This is a genomic window from Vibrio sp. EJY3 (genome assembly GCF_000241385.1).
GTDB classification, from domain to species: domain Bacteria; phylum Pseudomonadota; class Gammaproteobacteria; order Enterobacterales; family Vibrionaceae; genus Vibrio; species Vibrio natriegens.
Map to the genome: position 1 here is coordinate 1,439,266 of NC_016614.1, position 20,284 is coordinate 1,459,549.

At 44.1% G+C, this 20,284-nt stretch carries 15 protein-coding genes; 8 read left to right on the forward strand and 7 right to left on the reverse strand.

The window, feature by feature from the left end; all coding sequences use genetic code 11:
• Positions 1-3: 3 nt before the first annotated feature.
• The 4 genes from VEJY3_RS22290 to VEJY3_RS22305 form a co-directional block, all read right to left on the reverse strand.
• On the reverse strand, positions 4-1,887 hold the full coding sequence (locus VEJY3_RS22290) for a TRAP transporter fused permease subunit (RefSeq protein ID WP_014234693.1): 1,884 nt from the start codon (positions 1,885-1,887) through the stop codon (positions 4-6).
• Positions 1,888-1,992: 105 nt separating this feature from the next.
• Positions 1,993-2,991 carry a TAXI family TRAP transporter solute-binding subunit gene (locus VEJY3_RS22295; protein ID WP_014234694.1) on the reverse strand — a complete coding sequence of 333 codons (999 nt, stop codon included), beginning with the start codon at positions 2,989-2,991 and terminating at the stop codon, positions 1,993-1,995.
• A gap of 33 nt (positions 2,992-3,024) precedes the next feature.
• Positions 3,025-3,900 carry a dihydrodipicolinate synthase family protein gene (locus VEJY3_RS22300; protein WP_014234695.1) on the reverse strand — a complete coding sequence of 292 codons (876 nt, stop codon included), beginning with the start codon at positions 3,898-3,900 and terminating at the stop codon, positions 3,025-3,027.
• Positions 3,901-3,909: 9 nt separating this feature from the next.
• Complete coding sequence (locus VEJY3_RS22305) at positions 3,910-5,046, reverse strand: iron-containing alcohol dehydrogenase (protein ID WP_014234696.1); 1,137 nt, start codon at positions 5,044-5,046, stop codon at positions 3,910-3,912.
• Between the two features lie 207 nt (positions 5,047-5,253).
• Here VEJY3_RS22305 and VEJY3_RS22310 point away from each other — a divergent pair, with 207 nt between their 5' ends.
• From VEJY3_RS22310 to VEJY3_RS22330, 5 genes are all read left to right on the forward strand, one after another.
• Entirely contained in the window at positions 5,254-6,555 is a 1,302-nt protein-coding gene (locus VEJY3_RS22310) for a four-carbon acid sugar kinase family protein (RefSeq protein WP_014234697.1), read from the forward strand.
• The gene (pdxA, locus tag VEJY3_RS22315) at positions 6,555-7,541 is read left to right on the forward strand and encodes a 4-hydroxythreonine-4-phosphate dehydrogenase PdxA (RefSeq protein ID WP_014234698.1); all 987 of its coding nucleotides are present in this window, start codon (positions 6,555-6,557) and stop codon (positions 7,539-7,541) included. Before VEJY3_RS22310 ends, pdxA begins: the two co-directional genes overlap by 1 nt.
• Positions 7,538-8,293, forward strand: a complete 756-nt coding sequence (locus VEJY3_RS22320; RefSeq protein ID WP_014234699.1) for a DeoR/GlpR family DNA-binding transcription regulator — start codon at positions 7,538-7,540, stop codon at positions 8,291-8,293. The genes pdxA and VEJY3_RS22320 overlap by 4 nt, the downstream gene beginning before the upstream one ends.
• A gap of 344 nt (positions 8,294-8,637) precedes the next feature.
• On the forward strand, positions 8,638-9,249 hold the full coding sequence (locus VEJY3_RS22325) for an NAD(P)H-dependent oxidoreductase (protein ID WP_041170428.1): 612 nt from the start codon (positions 8,638-8,640) through the stop codon (positions 9,247-9,249).
• Entirely contained in the window at positions 9,246-11,204 is a 1,959-nt protein-coding gene (locus VEJY3_RS22330) for a monovalent cation:proton antiporter-2 (CPA2) family protein (protein ID WP_014234701.1), read from the forward strand. The genes VEJY3_RS22325 and VEJY3_RS22330 overlap by 4 nt, the downstream gene beginning before the upstream one ends.
• Positions 11,205-11,284: 80 nt before the next feature.
• Here VEJY3_RS22330 and VEJY3_RS22335 read toward each other — a convergent pair whose 3' ends face one another.
• Positions 11,285-11,578 carry a hypothetical protein gene (locus VEJY3_RS22335; RefSeq protein ID WP_014234702.1) on the reverse strand — a complete coding sequence of 98 codons (294 nt, stop codon included), beginning with the start codon at positions 11,576-11,578 and terminating at the stop codon, positions 11,285-11,287.
• A gap of 389 nt (positions 11,579-11,967) precedes the next feature.
• Between VEJY3_RS22335 and VEJY3_RS22340 the strand changes: the two genes are divergently transcribed.
• Entirely contained in the window at positions 11,968-14,415 is a 2,448-nt protein-coding gene (locus VEJY3_RS22340) for a glycoside hydrolase family 3 C-terminal domain-containing protein (protein ID WP_014234703.1), read from the forward strand.
• A 256-nt stretch (positions 14,416-14,671) separates the two neighbouring features.
• Positions 14,672-15,676, forward strand: coding sequence for a helix-turn-helix transcriptional regulator (locus VEJY3_RS22345; RefSeq protein WP_014234704.1), 1,005 nt, complete (start codon positions 14,672-14,674; stop codon positions 15,674-15,676).
• Positions 15,677-15,792: 116 nt separating this feature from the next.
• Here VEJY3_RS22345 and VEJY3_RS22350 read toward each other — a convergent pair whose 3' ends face one another.
• The gene (locus VEJY3_RS22350) at positions 15,793-17,145 is read right to left on the reverse strand and encodes an alpha-amylase family protein (protein WP_014234705.1); all 1,353 of its coding nucleotides are present in this window, start codon (positions 17,143-17,145) and stop codon (positions 15,793-15,795) included.
• 682 nt (positions 17,146-17,827) lie between these two features.
• A complete protein-coding gene (locus VEJY3_RS22355) occupies positions 17,828-18,985 on the reverse strand; it encodes an iron-containing alcohol dehydrogenase (RefSeq protein ID WP_014234706.1) in 1,158 nt (385 codons plus the stop codon).
• A gap of 168 nt (positions 18,986-19,153) precedes the next feature.
• On the opposite strand from VEJY3_RS22355, the gene solA reads away from it, so the two are divergent.
• Complete coding sequence (solA, locus tag VEJY3_RS22360) at positions 19,154-20,278, forward strand: N-methyl-L-tryptophan oxidase (RefSeq protein WP_014234707.1); 1,125 nt, start codon at positions 19,154-19,156, stop codon at positions 20,276-20,278.
• Positions 20,279-20,284: the final 6 nt, after the last annotated feature.

Below are 20,284 nucleotides of genomic sequence, written 5' to 3' on the forward strand. Positions count from 1 at the left end.
GAGTTATGCGAGGGTCGTTGCTGAACTAACCTTTTTTGCAGAAGACTTCCAGCACCATAGAATTAACATGGTCGCCATACCGATAAAGAAGAACCAGAACGGTGATGCAGAGTTATCTAACACAATACCTAAGCTAGCAACTAAGAACAGTAATCTTTCCACAATATTCAGGTTTTTCTTCAGCCAGCCTTGTAGGAATACAGCCCAGCAGAATGTCGCCATAAGCATACCCATGAAAGCAATCAGAATGAGATACCAACTACCTTTCCAAAGCACGACAGGGTCTGTAATAAAGCTAAACGGTACTAAGAAAATAACCAGTGCATAAGAGAATGCGATAAAGCCAGTTTTCGACGAGTCACTATGACCGATTGCTGATGCCGCATAGGCACATAGCGCAACTGGTGGCGTCACCATTGACAGTACGCAGTAGTACATGATGAACATGTTTGCAGCCAGCACATCAACACCCATCGAAATCATTGCCGGAGCAAAGATAATTGAACCGATGATGTATGCCGCAACCGTAGGCAAGCCCATGCCCATGATAATACAACCAACAATCACCATAACCAGCGATAGGTAAAGGTTGTTCTCACCGACAGAACTCAATATTTCTACGAATTTAAATGCTAGGTTTGATTGAGTTGCCAGCACCATGATGATACCAACAGATGCAAGAGGCACAGAAACCCAAGACATTTGCTTAGCCACATCCATGATCATCGGGTAGATAATCTTATAGCTGTAGCGAGTATGCTTTCTGAATAATGGTGCAATCAGAGCAAACACCGTACCGATGAAAGCCGCGTATGGTGCAGAGTATCCAGAAATCAGAGCAATCACCAAGAACGCTGGAGAGATCAATAAGTGCAGGCGTGGAAGAATCGGCTCAAATTGTAGATCTTCTTTAGAGATATTACCTGTACCTGTTTTTCTCGCACGTAGATCGATGATGATGAACAGTGCAAAGTAAAACGCAGCAGCCGGAATAATACCTGCAGCAGCAATCTCAGCGTATGGAATACCTAGCATGTCAGCCATAACAAACGCAGCAATACCCATGATAGGTGGCATTAGCTGACCACCTGTTGAAGCAATCGCTTCTGTTGCTGCAGCTTGCTCTTTACTGTAGCCAGAGCGCTTCATGATAGGAATCGTAAGTACACCTGTCGAGGTTGTATTTGCAACCGCAGAGCCGCTCACCATACCAAACAAAGCAGAGCCAAGTAGTGACATTTTTGCTGCGCCACCAGTCAGAGATGCAGTGGCCTTCATTGCTAAGTCAATAAATACGCTGCCGCCGCCAGTCATGGTGAACACACTACCAAACATAACGAAGAAGAATACAAAGTTAACAGCGGTACTTGCAGTGATACCGAACAGACCATCAGCTTGCATACTGATTAACTCTGTCATTGTATCTAAAGAGAAGCCTTCAAACGCAGTCCAACCTGGGAAGTATGGACCTAAGAAACCGTAGGCAACAAAGACAATAACAACAGAGAGAAGAGAGAAGCCTACTGAACGTCGAACTGCTTCAAATAGCATCAAACAGCCAACGATAAACGCGTATTTATCAGAGAATAATACATCGTCGATCATTTCCAGGCGAGTTTCTAACCTTGGGATTGACGTATAATAGTGGTAGACCACCGACAATGTTAATCCGATAAAAATAAGATTAATTATTCTACCGAGATATAAAAACGCGCGGTTTTTAAACTCAAGAGGTTGAAAACATAAAACTAAAGCTGTCGCCGTAAAGACATGAATACTTGCAGCCGTTAAAGGTGATAGCGGATAAAAAAACTGTCGAAGTAAAAACACGATATATGCGATACCAATTACCGCAGTTAGTGCTTTCATAAAGTTTTTGTAGTTCATAACAATACCCTACTTACTAAACTCATTAAGCAAAGCTTAATTAAAGCTTTAGAGAAACAGATGCATATATTATTTATATATACATCTGTCTTACTCAAACTAGACTTATTTAATCCAGCCTTGTTCTTTGTAATATTTAGCTGCGCCTGGGTGTAGCTCAACTAGTTGCTCTGCTTGACCAATCTCTTCTGGGTGCCAGAATTTTAGAGGTGAGTGTGACTTCTTAATTTCAGCCTGATTTTCAACCAGTGATTTAGTTACGTTATAAACAACGTCATCACTCACTTTCGAGTTAGTTAAAAATACAGTAGCACTAACTGGGTTCACGTAATCTGCCGATTGGCCATCATAAGTACCAGAAGGCATCGTGCCCGTTGGTAGACCAACTTTCGCCAAATCTTTAAGCGTCTTATCAGAGTAAGGGATATAAGTTACATCACTTGTTAGTGTCATTTCAGTCAAGTTAGGGTGCATCGCTGGAACGTTATCAATATAAACATCGATTGCGTTATCACGCATCATTTGGCTTGCTTGACCACTGCCCATTTGAACAATCTTACCTTCTTTCTTTAAGGTCTCGAAATCGGTACCTAAAGATTCAAAGATGTAATCAGCAATGATAGGAACCTGAGAACCTGTTGGCTTCATCGCGATAATAACTTTATCGGCGTTGATGATTTTTTCCCAAGTATCGTTACCGGTTTGATCAACCCACGCTTTACGAGCCACAGTGATGGTGTACGCTTGTTGAACATTATCCAGAACCATACGCAGTTCTTTGTTCGTGCGGCCTTTATAGATGTCTGTCAGACCATCGCGAGCCCAAACAGCAGCGTTAGATGTTGCGAAACCAAAGTCAGCTTTCTCTTGGTTTACAACAACAGGGTTTGTCATACCGCCGCCACGAGGGATAAGTTTGATTTTGTACTCATCGTTAGTAGCACGAGGAATTAATTGTGAAAATGTCGTGCCATACGTGTACCAGCCGTTGCCTGGTGGCTGAGAAATAATACTTGCGGTAGAGGCAGCTTGTACGCCTGCAGCAACAAGAGTTGAACACAATACAGCGGTTTTGAGTGCAGATTTAAGGTTTTTGTTAAACATTACTGGGGATCCTTATTATAAGTATACGTCTGGCTATGCCTTGACAATAGACAATATCTTGTCGGTATCTTCCTGAGTGAAATAGACCGGGTAACGGCTCTCTCCGACTTTTTCACCGAGTAAATTCATCGTTTTCTTAACAACAGCAGGCGCAAATGCAATTGGGTATAGGGTCGCACGTAAATGATTTATCTTTTCTTGTGCTTGATTTGCTAACTCTTGGTCGTCTTGTACGAAACCTTGATAAACCTGGTTAACAAGCTCAGGCACAATATTCGCGATACCCGAGATACAACCAACAGCACCAAGGTTGTAACCAGTCAGAATCAGAGAGTCCGGACCAGTAAGTACATCAAAGTTTTCCGCTTCTTCACTAACAGCAAGGAATCCCTGCAGACTTTCTAGAGAACCAGCGCTGTCTTTGATGCCATAAATGTTTGGATGCTTCGCTAACTCGGCAGCAATCTCTGGCGTGATCGTGTTTCCGGTGCGAGCAGGAATGTTGTACAGGTAAATAGGAACCGGCACCGCATCTGCAACTTGTTGGAAATAGCGAACTAGCTCTTGTGGACGTAGTGCTGAGAACCAAGGAGTAATCACGGATACAGTCTTAATTCCCATCGCTGCAACGTCTTTACCATGTTGAATGGTTTGAGCAAGGTTTGTTTCACCAATATGGGTAACAACCAGGCTGCTATCTTTTGCTTCATCAAGACAGATTTCTGTCACTCGGCGCTTTTCGTAATCACTCAAGACAAAAAATTCGCCATTCGTTCCATTACAGAAAATCTTATTACCGTTTGATAGCTGTCTGCGAACTTGTGCTCTTAGCGCAGCTTCGTCCAATGTACCTTGACTGTCGAAAGGGGTGACAACAGCAACGTGTGGACCTGTTATTGGGCTGGTCATAGTTTGTCCTTACTTAGTGATGCTCTGATAAAGCTCCAAAACATCTTGTTCAGAAACTTTAACTGGTGAATGGTTAAGTAAACGGGTCACTTGCATTGCGCTCGCCGCCAACTCAGGCAACTGTTCGCGCTCAATGCCAATGTCATTGAGGTAAGTAGGTAGGCCTAGCTTTTGTACTAGGTTTTCTAAGTAATCTACCAACTCGGATGCCATTTCTGCTTCGGACAACTCAAGGTTGGCAGAAGGCAGTAGTCGGTAGACATTTGCTAACTTTTCTTCGCAGTGACTGTAGATATGCTTCATAACTGGCACAAGCAACAGTGAGTTCGCCAGGCCATGTGGAATTTTATATTTGCCGCCAAGTGGGTAAGACAACGCATGCACAAGGTGGGTACCAGAATGAGAAATGGATGCCCCGCCGTAGTACGAAGCCCACAAAAGGTTAAGTCGAACCATTAAGTCTTCTGGTGTATCAATCACTTGCTCAATATTCGCGAAAAACTTCTGCATGCCGATCAGCGCGTAGTTATCGCCAACTGGGTTCGCTACGCTCGCGGTGTAACACTCGATTAAGTGACATAGCGCATCAATCCCCGTTGAAGCAGTAATGTGCACTGGCATAGAAGTGGTCAACTCAGGCACCAAAGCAACATAATCAGGAAGCATCACTGGAGAAATGATGCCCACTTTTGTTGCACGCTCTGGGATCGCGATGATTGAGTTTGGCGTTGCCTCTGCACCAGTACCTGCTGTAGTAGGAACAAGCACTAAAGGAATTCGTGATTCTGGTGTTTCCCCTTCTAATAAGCGGTTAAAGCACGCCAAATTCTCTGAAGGTGATGCGTAAAGCACCGAAATCAGTTTCGAAATATCAAGGACACTACCGCCGCCGATACCAACAACAGCATCTACGCTCTCTGGCAATGTATCGAGTAGGCTTTCGACATCAAGGTTGGTCGGCTCTGCAGGTAAGTCGCTGACTAACGTATAGTGGTATCCCTGCTTATCAAGTGAAGAAACAAACGACTGAACCTTGTCCAGCTTAATAACGTTGCTGTCTGTCATTATTAACAGATTCTGTTCACTTGATAACACCTGAAACATCTGTTCGATGCCACCACTTATCACAGTTGTAAAAATATTCATTCACTTCCCTTATCTTTCGCTAGGACTGATTATTTTCAATCATCGCCGTTATTAAACTTGATATATTTATACATAAAAATTCTGACCATCGACGAGATTTAGCTCACAAATAATCATTTTGATTAAATTTAATCAAAAAGTTCTTTATTTGAGCGATTTTTTGATTACAATAATTGTAGTTGCAAATCTTGGAGTAAGAATTTCGTCATGAAGGAAGGAATAGAGAAACCTGTTTACATTGTTGCTGACGATTTCACTGGCGCAAACGATGTAGGTGTCGCATTAGCTTCATCAGGAGTAGAAACGCAAGTTCTGCTTACTCCTGAAGTACTTAGTGATAAAGGCACTGCCGTTCGCATCATTTGTACTGACTCCCGAGATCTAGATAAGCAAGACGCGAATGCTGAGCTCGCTCAGATATCAAAACGCTTTCATCTAGCTGAACATCAACCACTGCTTATAAAGAAAGTCGATTCAACTTTGCGTGGCAATGTTGGAAGCGAAATCGAAGCACTAATTGATACCGGTTATGATTTAGCCATCGTCGCAATCGCCGCCCCAATCGCTAAAAGAAAAACGGTTAACGGCCTTTGTTATGTCAACGACACTCCACTGTCAGAGACAGAGTTTGCTTCTGATCCGAAATCGCCGATTACTTCCTCAAGAATCGTCGATATCTTGGGCTCACAAACTACCAGTGAAATGAGTGAATATCTTCAGTCAGATCACAATAATGATCCTCACCATCAACATTTCAATAAATTATATGAAAGCGGTACCAGAATTGTTGTCTGTGACGCAAATTCAAACAAAGATTTGCTTGATCTCTATCAGGCAGCGGCGAAGTTATCGATACCAACGGTCTTTGTCACCACTGGGGAACTGACCCAGGCAATCGTCGACAATACAAGCACTCCAACGCCAGAAACGAATCACACTCAAGGGCCTGTGTTGGCGATAATTGGGTCGATGAGTCAAACCACTTTCAAACAAACACAGTTCCTACTCGACAATAAAATAGCTCAAGTGGTTGAACTGGAACTAGAAGCGTTGCTGTCTTCTGATTGTGAGCCGTACTTACAAGCGAAATCATCAGAAGCCATCCAATGGCTGAACAGCAATCACAACTGCGTAATAAGAAGCTGCAAAGACCCTGAGATTCGACATGAGCTCAGCGCGATAGCAGCGCAACACAACTTATCTCAAAAAGCACTGGCTGAGCATGTTCGTAACTGCTTGGCGGAGTTAGCGACACAAATTATTGCCACCCTCGAGCCCACTCAAAAGCTCGGAGGCATGATTCTTTGCGGGGGTGACATTGCCATAGCTACCGCGCAGAAATTGAACGCCCCTACCTACAACATCGGCGGTATTGTCGCTGATTGCGTGCCATGGGGAACACTTGATAGCGAATTAACCCAATTTCCTATCTTCACGAAAGCAGGCGGGTTTGGCGACGCTAGCACTTTCTCTAAAGTTATTCAGCATTTAAATAAAGAGGTCAAATAATGAAAGGTGTAATTGGTATTACAATGGGCGACCCTGCAGGTATCGGCCCGGAAATCATTCTTAAAGCACTAGCCGAAGATTCGCTATCTGGAACAAACTGTGTGGTAATCGGTAGTGTTGAAGTTCTTGAGGAAGTGCTTAAGCAAGATCTTGCCCCATCTCAAGAAATCAATGTTATTAACAAGGTTAGTGAAGCTAATTTTAGTACTGGCGTTGTGAATGTTATCGATATTCCACTGGAAGACATCGGTTCATTTAAGATCGGCACAGTGCAAGCCCAAGCTGGTGACCTTGCCTACCGTTGTATCGAAGTAGCAACTTCGCTAGCCCTAGATGGTGAAATCAGCGCAATTGCCACAGCACCTCTGAATAAAGAAGCGTTGCACTTGGCAGGCCATAATTACCCTGGTCACACAGAGTTACTGGCGAAGCTTACGGATACTAAAGATTACGCTATGGTGCTTTACACCGATACACTACGTGTTATCCATGTAACCACACACATCGCGTTGCTAAAATTCTTGGAGACTCTGAATCAGAACCGCGTAAACACTGTGATTAAGATTGCTGACGAGTTTATGAAAAAAGCCGGTTTCGAAACGCCTAGAATTGCAGTTGCAGGCGTTAACCCTCATGCTGGCGAAAACGGTTTGTTCGGTACCGAAGAGATTGAAGTTCTGAACCCATGTATAGAAACAATGAAAAAAGAAGGCGTTGACGTTTATGGCCCATGCCCACCAGACACTGTCTTCCTACAAGCGTCACAAGGCCAATATGATATTGTCGTTGCCATGTACCACGATCAAGGACATATCCCTCTGAAATTGATGGGCTTCTACGACGGTGTTAATATTACCGCTGGTTTGCCGTTTTTCCGCACCTCTGCAGACCATGGTACTGCATTTGATATTGCATGGTCAGGTAAAGCTAACCCTGAAAGTATGATTAAGTCCGTCGAATTGGCGGTTAAATTGAGCAATGTATGAAAAAACACCGCGTTGAGCAAATAACTGAGTATCTCAAACACCATAACCTGGTGACCGTGGATGATTTGGTCAAAGTCGTGGCAGCATCACCTGCCACGATTAGACGAGACCTGATCAAACTGGATGAGCAAGGTGTCATCACCCGAACTCATGGTGGCGTATCTTTAAATCGATTTGTCGCCAATCAGCCAACTACTAATGAAAAAATGCTACGCAGTATGCGAGAAAAGCAACACATCGCAGACAGAGCAGCGGAATTAGTTCAGGCTGGAGATTCCATCGTGTTGGATGCCGGGACCACGTCAATGGCGTTGGTCAAAAACCTTACCCATCTACCACTTCGAGTTATTACGGTTGATCTGCACATCGCGTTGTTTCTGTCTGAGTTTAAACAGATAGAAGTCATTGTTACCGGAGGCGCTGTGGACCATAGCAGCCAGTCAACCATTGGTGAGCATGGTAAACAGCTACTCCGCTCTATTCATCCAGATATTGCCTTCCTAACTTGTAACAGCTGGAGCCTGGAAAAAGGTGTCACAACACCAACCGAAGAAAAGGCGTCTTTGAAAAGAGACATAATTCTAAACGCCAACAGAAAGGTGTTGATTGCGGACAGTTCAAAGTACGGAGCTTATTCGCTCTATAAAGCCTGTGATTTAGTCGATACCACGCATATCATCACCGATAGCAGTCTCGAAGCCGATACTCAATCCCAAATTCGAGCAAAAGGTATCGAACTCATTACTGTTTAAAACAATTTAAGCCTTAAACAGTGCGTTATCATCAATCATTAGACTGCAGGTTTGTCCTTAATTTCATAGCTAACCTATCTCAACATATGGACGAACATCGACTCTTCAAAAAGAAAGCCAGTAGCTAAATCACTACTGGCTTTTTAGTTTTATATCAAGCCTAAACGCACTCCAAGAGAGTGCTTTAAGTGAGCCTTGATCGAGACTCTCATCCGTTTTGCCTAACAGCACTATATCGCTGTCTAGCAACGCTATTCTATATGGGTTACATTTTTACATGACCCACGCCTAACTGTTCCTCGTAGCCAGTTAGGTTAAGCAGCTGGCAAGGATCCCCATGACCAATAAAAAAAGTATTAATTCTCTTTGCTCACCCTTCTCAACATCGTTCAGAAGTGAATATAAAGCTATTTAAAGAAGCTCAGAAAATACATGGCGTAACATGTGTCGATCTTTATGGTGAATATCCGCGATTTAATATCAATATCGATCGTGAACAACAGCGCTTGCGCGACCATGACGTGGTGATTTTTCAGTTTCCTCTATATTGGTACTCTACCCCTTCGATTCTAAAAGAGTGGCAAGATCTAGTTTTAGAATATGAGTTTGCTTATGGGACCGATGGAACTGAGTTGCAAGGCAAAACCATGCTTTGTGTGCTTTCTGCTGGCGGCAAAGAAGAAGCCTACAAAGCGGAAGGCTATAACCATTTCACGATTCGTGAGCTGCTGGCTCCTATTGAACAAATGTCCGCTCTGACGGGTATGAACTACGTCGCCCCTCTGGCAATGTTTGGAGCACGCACGGCAGCAGAAGAAGGCCGGATACCTCGGCATGTGGAACGCTACAGAAAGCTATTAACCGCATTGGTTGAAGACAGGCTTGATATTGATGCAGCTGCTTCACTGATTAAACTCAACAGTGCTCTGCCTGAACTGATTAAGGAAGCCTCATGACAGGAATATTTTTACAGGCTTTTGTCTACCTTTTTGCCGCAGTCATCGCTGTACCGCTCGCTAAGCGGTTTGGTCTCGGTTCCGTCTTAGGCTATTTAATCGCGGGCGTTGTCATCGGCCCAATTATTGGTTTAGTTGGAGAAGAAACAACGACCATACAGCACTTCGCTGAATTTGGCGTCGTGATGATGTTGTTCTTAGTCGGCCTGGAACTCGAACCTAAAATGCTTTGGGCAATGCGTAATCGCTTAATGGGTTTAGGTGGTCTTCAGGTTGTAGGAACCACAGGCGCTATCATGGCGATTGCCTTGTACTTTGACCAGCCATGGACCATTTCGCTGGCGATAGGTTTGATTTTTGCCCTTTCTTCCACGGCGATCGTACTGCAAACTTTCAGCGAAAAAGGTTTAACGAAAAGTGATGGTGGGAAAAACGCATTTTCCGTGCTTCTTTTTCAAGATATTGCAGTTATCCCTATGCTGGCTTTCATTCCACTTCTCGCATTACCTGAACTCGTGGAGCTCGCTCAACAAACTGCTCAAACTGCAGCGCAGCACCACGACGATTTAAATCTCGTCGCCGATTTACCAGGCTGGGCGTACGGGCTGGTGATAACCGCTTCGATTGCTATCGTCGTTGTTGGCGGACACTATTTGAGCCGTCCTCTACTCAGTTACGTTGCCAGCTCAGGGCTGCGCGAAATCTTTACCGCCACCGCCCTGATGTTAGTGATCGGTATAGCTGCACTGATGAGCTTGGTTGGCCTATCGCCTGCGCTGGGAACCTTCTTGGCCGGCGTAGTGTTAGCCAACAGCGAGTTCCGCCATGAGCTTGAATCCAACATCGAACCATTTAAAGGACTACTACTGGGCTTGTTTTTTATCACCGTTGGCGCGGGGATTAACTTTTCCGTTTTGTTTGGTGAGTTCTGGTTAATCTTGGCGCTGACACTTAGCGTCATGGTGTTAAAAGCCTTAGTGCTGTTTAGCCTTGGGATCATCTTCCGAGTTAAAGGCAGTAACCGCTGGTTGTTCACGCTGAGCTTGGCTCAAGCCGGTGAGTTCGGTTTTGTACTACTCAGCTTCTCAGTACAAAACCACGTGATCCCTTATGAGTTATCACAAACCCTGTCTCTTGTTGTCGCGATATCCATGTTCCTGACGCCAGGACTGTTTATTTTGTTTGATAAGGTCATTCTGCCTCGATTCGAAAGTCAGTCTAATCAACGAGAAAGTGACACGATTGAAGAAAAAGGAACGGTAATCATTGCGGGAATCGGGCGCTTCGGGCAAATAGTGAATCGCTTATTGGTGTCCAATGGGGTCAATACCGTGGTGCTGGACCACCAAGCCGATCAAGTTGATAACTTACGCCAAATCGGTACTCGTGCCTATTTTGGTGATGCAACTCGTCCAGACATGCTTCATACCGCTGGCATCGAAGAAGCAGCAGCATTTGTCGTCGCTATCGACAATCGAGAAGCCAGTGTTGAGTTAGTCAAATACGTAAAACACACCTACCCCAAGGTAAAAGTTCTCGCGCGCGCTTTCGACCGAGGCCATGGCTACCTTCTGAGGCAGGCGGGAGCAGATATCATTGAGTCAGAAACTTATCACTCAGCGTTAGAATTGGGAGGGCAAACAATGAATGTTCTTGGCATTCACCCTTTCTATGTCGAACAGCAAAAAGCGACCTACAAACGCGTCGAGGAGCGTAAATCAGAAATGCTGTACAAAGCGTGGGAGGACGACTCGGAAGGCAAACGCTTTGATAACAACTATCGCCTGCTGTTTATTCAGTTAGAGGAAAAGATGGCAGAGGAAATGGGCAAAGACCGCCACGACAATCTTTCTCGTTCTGAGCGTGGTTGGACTCCGCCACCTAAAGAGTATGCAGATACTTTTGAGGGGGAAAACGTTCACGAACTGCACCTTCCCAAGGAAGAAACCCAGTAGTTTGCTAAACAAAAAAACCTCCCTGATTTAGGGAGGTTTTTAATATTTAGAACACCACTACACGCCACTAGAAGTCGAAATCACATAAGATCATTCATTAAAATCTCATATTCTTCACTCGCTTCCTCGACTAAATGAGAAAGCTCTCTAGCGTCAGAAACCGCAAGCTTGAATTGCCAAGGAGTCGCGTTGTCTTTACCGCAAATTCGCGTCTCGTTGCCGCGGCTTTCAAAAGACAAATCGTCAAACGCGGTCGAGTGACACTCTTGAAGTTCGACGATTTCGACTTTTAATTTACCGACTGGGTTTACTTCTATATGCGCGTGTAAATCCGGGCGTCTGGATAAACAATAGTCTCGATGAACTGCAATCATAGCCGTCTCCTTGTGCCTGCCGATTCAACAATAAGTGTAGATGACCTAATGTGACCGACAGGTGAAAAAATGGTTAAGATTGATCTGTCTCATCAGATCAAACAAGTTTTCTCCCAAACCAAAATATCGGCATGAAACTCTCCGAATGCACGGGCGATGAAAGCGAAATTCTGGCTGCGCTTGTGATTAAACCGATAAGGATGAAAACGCTACTCGCTGAACTGGTATAAATATCACATTTCTCAATGCTTCCCCAAAATGCACAATATTTCTCCGAAATGCAAAGTGTCGACGCGCTGAAATCTTTAAAGTCATTTGTCAGAACCATCTTACAACTGCGTTCTTAGGTTCATTAGGTAAGAAACCTCAAATAACAACAAGGAAACCCTATGTCTGACTTTAAAACTCTACCAAAGCTAATCACCGTTGCTGTCGCACTTGGGTTAGCAGGTACTGCGACTGCTGCTAACGATAAAGACAATCTACAAATTCAGGACAGTGGCGTTAAGTACACTAAAAAAGCAGAATCCATGCTGAAAAAACTTAGCCTCAGCGAAAAACTGGATATCTTGTCTGGCCCGGGTATGGACTTAACCACCTATCAAGGTCAGGACGCGATTAATCTCGATCCCGAAAAAGATGTGACAGGTGTAGCTGGCTACATCAACGGTGTTAAAAACAAGAAATTGGATATTCCGGCAGTGAAACTGGCTGACGGTCCTGCTGGTTTAAGAATTCAACCATTACGTGATGGTGACAGCAACACGTATTACGCAACCGCGTGGCCAATTGGCTCCTTGCTGGCTTCGACATGGGATACCGAACTGGTTCAAAAAGTAGGTCAAGCTGAAGGTAACGAAGTCAAAGAATATGGCGTCGACTTTTTGTTAGCACCAGGCATGAATATTCAGCGTAACCCACTTCTTGGTCGTAACTTTGAGTACTATTCAGAAGACCCAGTCTTATCAGGCAAAATCGCAGCGGCGATGGTGAACGGGCTCCAGTCCAACAATATTGGTGCGACCATTAAACACTTTGTCGCAAACAATGCCGAGACCAACCGATTTTTCAATAACACGGTCGCCGATCCACGAACCCTACGTGAAATCTATCTGAGAGGTTTCCAGATTGCCGTGGAAGAAGCGCAACCATGGGCAATCATGAGCTCATACAATCTGGTTAATGGTACTTACGCTAACCAGCGTAAAGATCTGATGACTGATATCCTGAGAGGTGAATGGGGCTTCAAAGGACTGGCAATGTCAGACTGGTTTGCAGGTAATGTATCTGGATTGAGAAGTGACTTCACCGGCCAAGTCGAGGGCGGACGAGATGTAGAGTCAGCGGCCAAGCAAGTGAAAGCTGGCAACGATTTGATTGAACCAGGCGGTGTAAAAACGGATCTTCTTAACTCTTATAATAACGGTACGCTGACACTAGCAGAGATCGATAACAGCGTTGTGGCAATTCTTGCCCAAATGCAGAAAACCCCTTCTTACAATAACTACAACTACTCCGATGCACCGGATCTTGATGCTCATGCGGCACTAGCCAGACAAGCCGCTGCAGAAGGTATGATTCTACTTAAAAATACAGATTCTGCCCTTCCACTTGCATCAGGTAGTAAAGTGGCTTCATTTGGTACCACACAAGTGAATACCCTCAAAGGTGGTACGGGGAGTGGTGATGTGAATGCTGCTTACATCGTAGATATTGCCTCGGCGCTAGCGAACAAGTTTGAGCTTAACCAAGGACTTACAAGCTACTACAGCGACTACTTCGAAGCCAACAAACAATCGACAGGAGCGCTAATCGGTGCTTTTGAATTCTGTTTAGAGCCGGAAGTTGATGCTAGCTTGCAAGCACGTGTCGACGCCGCGGCTGAAAATGATGACGCAGCCGTTATCACAATTGGCCGTCAGGCTGGTGAAGGTGGTGACCGAAGTGCAGAACAAGGTGATTACCGCCTGACAAATGAAGAGTTGGCGATCATTGATGCCGTATCCACAGCATTCCACGAACAAGGCAAAACGGTCACAGTGGTCCTCAATGTAAACGGCCTTGTTGAAACGACTGGTTGGTCAGAGAAAGTAGACTCTATTGTTCTTGCCTACATGGGTGGTCAAGAAACCGGTAATGCAGTCGCTGATATACTATCTGGTGCCGTTAACCCAAGCGGTAAACTTGCGCAAACTATGCCAGTAAACTACGCAGATGTTCCATCAGCAGATACGTTCCCAGGCGCTGATACCGATGGGGACGGTCTAGAAGATGAGTCTCTATATAACGAAGGTATCTACGTCGGCTACCGCTATTACTCTTCGTTTGATAAGGCTCCGGCATACCCATTTGGTTACGGCCTGTCATACACGAACTTTGAGTACAGCAACCCATCGATTGTCTCCAATACGTTGTCCAAAGGTGGTGCATCAGGCTCTATTACCATCAGCGCCACAATTACCAATACCGGTAGTGTGGCTGGTAAAGAAGCGGCTCAGGTTTACGTAAATGCACCAGAAGTGAAGCTGAAAAAACCAACCATCGAGCTTAAAGCCTTCAATAAGACAAATCTGTTGAACGCTGGTCAGTCTGAGACATTGACTTTCAATATCTCAGCTCAGACCCTCGCGAGCTTTGATGCGGAAAACAATCAATGGATCGTTGAACCAGGCGCTTACACCGTCTATGTCGCGCCGTCTTCAGATGTGGCTGGCACCGAAGCACCATCAGTACAATTTACTGTGAGCAGTGAGATTGTTGTAAGTCAAACAACTCCGAACGCGCTTGCATTAGAAGAAGGCGTCACAAAAGAAGATCTTCTGACTATCAAAGAGTAATTCACGTTTACCGATCAAAGCCCGAAATTTTATTTCGGGCTTTTTTTAGTTCTTATGTTGTCCATACGTTACCTATCCACATCAGTCGATCATCAGAAGTAAGAATCTGATCTCGATTCCTATTTTTTCACGAAGTAAAATATATTTTTAGCAGTAGATCACTAATTCATTTTTCCGTAACGGAAAAATATCAAAAGAGATATACCATGTTAATGGTTGGGTTTTGTTCATTTATAATCTTAATAAAGGACGAATAATGAATGGCAGTGTCTCTAATGTATTAACATCTACAATGCTTCAACAACTATCTGTATTAGGACATGATACAGATAAAATTATACAAAGTTGCGGTATTAACAAATATGAACTCAATAAAAAGAATGGACGAATCTCTTCGGCTGCGCATTATGCTCTTCTTGAAACGTTTATGCCTTATCAAAAGCGATTCTTTAAAGATTCTGGGTTAGAGGGCATGTATTCATTATTCCCTGATTTATTTAGTTTATGCATTAATGAGTCTTCTGCAGAGTCGGCTATGAGTAGCTATATTCAGTACCGCGCCGTCATTGGCAGTTGCGACCGGTGCGAAGTACAAGTAGATCAAGATACGATGAAGATAAAATATACTGATACTGGGCCGAATAAAATGATATCCAGTGCATTATCAAACTTTGTCTTTATTCGTGAAATTATTAGCCAGTATATTTCAGATGGAAAATACTCTGTAGGGTTAACTCATACGAACTTGATTCCGCATCATACAGCAAACGAAAAACTCGATACTAAATGCTTATTTGGCCAAAACGAAAACTACTTAATTGTAAAATCTCCGCAAATAAAAAAAAGAAATGCCTTTTTTAACGAGAACCTCTACAAGCTACAAAAAATAAATTTAGATAAAGTCAACAATGAAATTAATCAAAGTAAGTTTTCATTTATTGTAGAAGATATTGTGAGTTCTTTAGTATCTGAACAACTGGTTTTTTGCGATCAAAAAGTTTTGGATAATGTTTGCGACAAATTAAAAATGAGTCGCTGGACACTTAATAAAAAGTTAGCGATAGAAAATACGTGTTTTACCGATATTTTTAATAAAGTCCGGTTAGATAGAGCCGTCAAACTTCTCACCGAAACCAATAAGAGCATGAACGAGATCAGTGAACTGACTCGATTCTCTTCTCAATCGGTATTTTCCAGATTTTTCCGTACGCACACCAATATGTCGCCTAACCAGTACCGAAAACAAGCTCTTCACGCCTGAACTAAGGTACTAAGGTACTAAGGTACTAAGGTACAATGCTGTTGTTCTAAGCAATCACAACACATAGGTAGCTTGTTTAACGCCTTGATTAATCGACGTTAAACAAGCTTAAAGCACTACAACTGGGCCAAAAGTAGCATCGACGACTTGGCCGGTACCTTGATCTCATCTTGCGACGAAACTGAGTTTCCAGTCATCATATCTAACCACTTTCCTTCTATTGCAAGCGACAAAGACTGCGGACGAGTTGATTTGTTGAGGACAACAATACCTTGCTCCCCCCGCTCTAACACCAGCATGTCGTCGTTACCTTCGAGAACCTTCATAGGTTGACCATGAACGGCGTTGTGGAACTTAATCATGGTGGCCATCCGAGGATCACTCCATGCATCTTTCCATCTTGGTTTGCCATTTTTACCTTTAATGCCACTGGTGTCTAAATCGGTGTAAACCAGAGGAACACCGCCATCTCGACCCAATATATACGCATACGCCAGCCATTCGTCTTCTTCATCCATAACTAAGTCGAGGAACACATCGTTATTCGGGATGTCATGCGTCACGGCAAAAGTAATGGCTCGCCCCGGAGACAGTGCCTCACCGAAACAATACGGATCAATTAGCGTCTTAAAACTGCCGTTTTTAGAAAACGCTTTAAATATGGTGGTAAACAGCGGGAAGTCATAGGCACCTAAGCGAGTTTCTTGTAAATATGGCTCTAGAAACAGCTGATACTCTTCGACGGTCGCCCCGCCATCTGTAATGATCTCGCCAAAAATGTGCACATCTTGGGTAATATCGTCGGTCCAGACTAGCTTAAGATGCTCAAGGGTCATATGTTTAGCCGCATCAATACGGAACCCTTTCACCCCGATCATTTTCAGTGCTTTTAAATAGGCTCGTTGCTGCTCAACAACATGATCACAAACACGCAAAGTCGGTAAACCGGGATCCGCTGGTCCTCCAGTAATACGGCCATTTTGTACTTGCCATTTGTCTTTCCAGTTCTTAATACCAAACGCTGTCACAAAATCTTCTTCAGTGAATAGCGGCTCAGATAGGTCACCAAACAGCTTGAGCGCTTGGTATTTCTCTGGATTCTTTTGGTATTCCTGTAAAATTTCTTTGCTTGGGTATTGCAGATCTGGGCGCATGTGCGCTTCATTCGCCATATGGTTGAACACAACGTCTGCGTACACAAGTACACCAAAACGGCCCAGTTCATTAACCATATGGATAAAATCTTGAGTGTTACCAAGGGCATTGTCGATAACACGATAATCTTGAGGTTGATAGCGCTGCCACCAGCGTTCGTCGTTAGCGCTTTTCATTGGTGGAGAGACCAGAACAGAACCATAGCCTAGCTCATGGATCTCTTTTGCACGTCGGGCAATGTCAGCATACTTCCAATCAAAAGCATGCAGAATCACGTTCGCACCAGATGATTGTATTTCCTGTAAGCCACTCATGTTTATTCTCCTACTAGCTTCCACTTACTCGTTGCTGCTTGTTTGGTTTTCGATTCACAGTAAGCGGATTCAATAGTAAAAATTATAAGTGCTATCGCTAGGAGCCCCTCACCCTTTGAGGTTTTACTCAAGGATGAAAATAAAGGCGTACACCCTACTCCTTTCCCACACATAAAGGCTTACTTTGCTCTTTACCGTGTGACAGCTCTTATAATAACGCTCCCCTAAAATATGTAATCCTTTGTTTTATAATCCAATTTCAATCATATAAATACAAAGCTCACATACTCCCTCATTTCACTAATCTTGATAAAACAAGCACTTCCAATCCTCTAGATAACAAAAATTAAACAAAATGATTCTGGATACTGGATCACATTCGGGGAGAAATAAAACCGTTCTCAATTAGAGTAAAACAAGCACAATTCAAGCCAAGGAGCCCGATAAACAGCCGTTTTTCCTATCGCGTTGGTGAGCAATGCGTAGATATAACCGCTGAAAGAGGTGTTAAATAGAGAATCAAATTTAAGGTGAGACGGTTGTAGTAGAAGCGTACTTCCTCAGATACTCTAAGGAAGTACGGTATAGCCTAAATTCAGCATCGGCAACATAAATTGCCAACAACGCTGTCGAGTACATTAATAGGCTAAGGTAACCTGCGATTTACTGCGACAGATAGTATTTATAAAGCGAGCTTTAATATCTCCACTGCATCCTCAGGCGTGACGTCTTTATGCTCACCCATTGCCAGCATACCGTGTTGAATCAACTTGTCTTTAACGGCAGGAATGTCGTTCTCACCTAAACCGTATGCAGATAGCGTGGTGGGATTTCCCATTGCGGCAAAGAACGCTTCTGTTTTTTGAATGGCAACATCAATTTTCTCATCTTCTGTGCCAGACGTGATGTTGAATACGCGCTGAGCATATTGCAGCAATTTGCCTCGTTTTTGTGCTTTTTTATATTTCCACATGGCAGGAAGAACGATCGCTAAAGTCTGCGCATGATCCAATCCATACAGTGCGGTCAGCTCATGGCCAATAGCATGCGTTGCCCAATCCGTAGGGACACCACACTTCAGTGTGCCATTGAGTGCTATTGTCGCGGTCCACATCAGATTTGCACGTACTTCGTAATCGTTAGGTGTTTCAAGAGCCAGTGGGCCATCTTCCAAGACATTAAGCATCAGACTTTCTGCGAAGCGATCAGACACTTTAGCATTCACTGGGTAAGTCAGGTATTGCTCCAAAATGTGTACAAAGGTATCGACAGCACCATTGGCAATTTGTCGTGCCGGCAGAGAGTACGTGGTTTCAGGGTCTAGGATAGAGAAAGACGGGCGAACATACTCTGAGCCAAACGACAGCTTATCTTGTGTTTCTGCGCGGGTAATCACGCCGTTTCGGTTCATTTCAGATCCTGTCGCAGGCAACGTCAGCACACAGCCTAACGTTAAGGCGCTTTCTACACAGCTTCCCCCCGTCGCGATGATGTCCCAGTAATCGCCTTCATAACAGGCAGCAGCACTAATGAACTTACTGCCATCAATAACGGAGCCACCGCCTACAGCAAGAATGACATCAATGTCTTGTTCCTTGGCGATTTCCACCGCTTTCACTAGTGTCTCGTAATGTGGATTAGGTTCGATTCCACCAAACTCAAACACGGTGTAACCATCGAGAGCAGCCATCACTTGCTCGTATACGCCGTTACTTTTGATGCTGCCGCCACCGTAGGTGATCAGAATTTTGCTACCGAGTGGCACTTCTTCTGTAAGCGTCGAAATTTGACCTTTACCGAAGTGCACTTTGGTAGGGTTGAAGTAGGTAAAGTTGTTCATATTGCGTCCTGGGAATCGATGTATTTTTTGACTTTCGATAAATCCTCAACGATTCAGGCACGACAAGTCAAGGGCAATCGACATTGATATCAATACGAATACTGACTTTTCAATCAATTGAAATATGATAGAGTTTCGACAGCTTTACATAACGTTAACGGAGTAATAATGCAGTACGATGTGATTGTTGTCGGTGCAGGATCGATGGGCATGTCCACAGGCTACTTTTTAGCTAAACAAGGGAAAAAAGTACTACTTCTTGATGCTTTTGATCCACCCCATTCACACGCCAGTCATCATGGTGAAACCCGCATTATCCGCCATGCATACGGAGAAGGTGAAGAATACGTACCATTGGCGTTACGAGCGCAAGAATTGTGGGGCGAGTTAGAACAGTTATCAGGCAAATCTCTATTCCTCAAAACAGGTGTTCTTAACATTGGTGATGAACGCTCGCCTTTTATCTCGATGCTGATTGCCAGTGCAAAAAAACATCAGCTTCCGCTTGAAATTTTAAGTGCCGATGAGACGAACCAACGCTTCGAAGGCCTCAACCTGCCACCAGAATATATTGGTTGTTTTGAGTCGACGTCAGGCGTGCTTAGAGTGGAAGATTGCATTCAGGCATACCGTGATCTCGCCCTTGCTCACGGCGCAACACTGCTTACACACCATAAGGTATCTGGCATTGAACGCCTTGAAGATGGTGTCAGCGTTACAGCAAACGGCAATACATTTCAGGGTAAGAAATTGGTCGTCTCCGTTGGTGCATGGTCAAACGACCTGCTGGATATGCTAGGCGTAACCTTACCAATCAGCCCTATCCGTAAAACATTTGCCTGGTACAACGCACCAGAAGCTCTTTATGGAGAAGGAACTTTCCCTGCATTTTCCTTTGTGACGCCAGAGGGTATCTATTACGGGTTCCCAAGTATTGACGGCGCAGGATTAAAAATAGGCCGTCATGATTTAGGCGAAGACCAAGATCCCAACGCAGAGATCACGCCTTTCGACAACCAGGCAGATTCAGCAGACCTTCAACAACTACTAGATAAACACATGCCCCACGTTGAATCGCTGAAGTTTGGTAAAACCTGTATGTACACCCGAACGCCAGATGAAAACTTCATTATCGATAAGCACCCTGATAATGACAATGTCGTTCTAGTGTCCGGCTTTTCAGGGCATGGATTCAAATTCGCCAGTGTGATTGGCGAAGTGGTCGCAGATATGGCGATTGATAAACCGGCTAAGTTTAACTTGTCGCTGTTCTCAGTGGACCGGTTTAATTAAACCCAG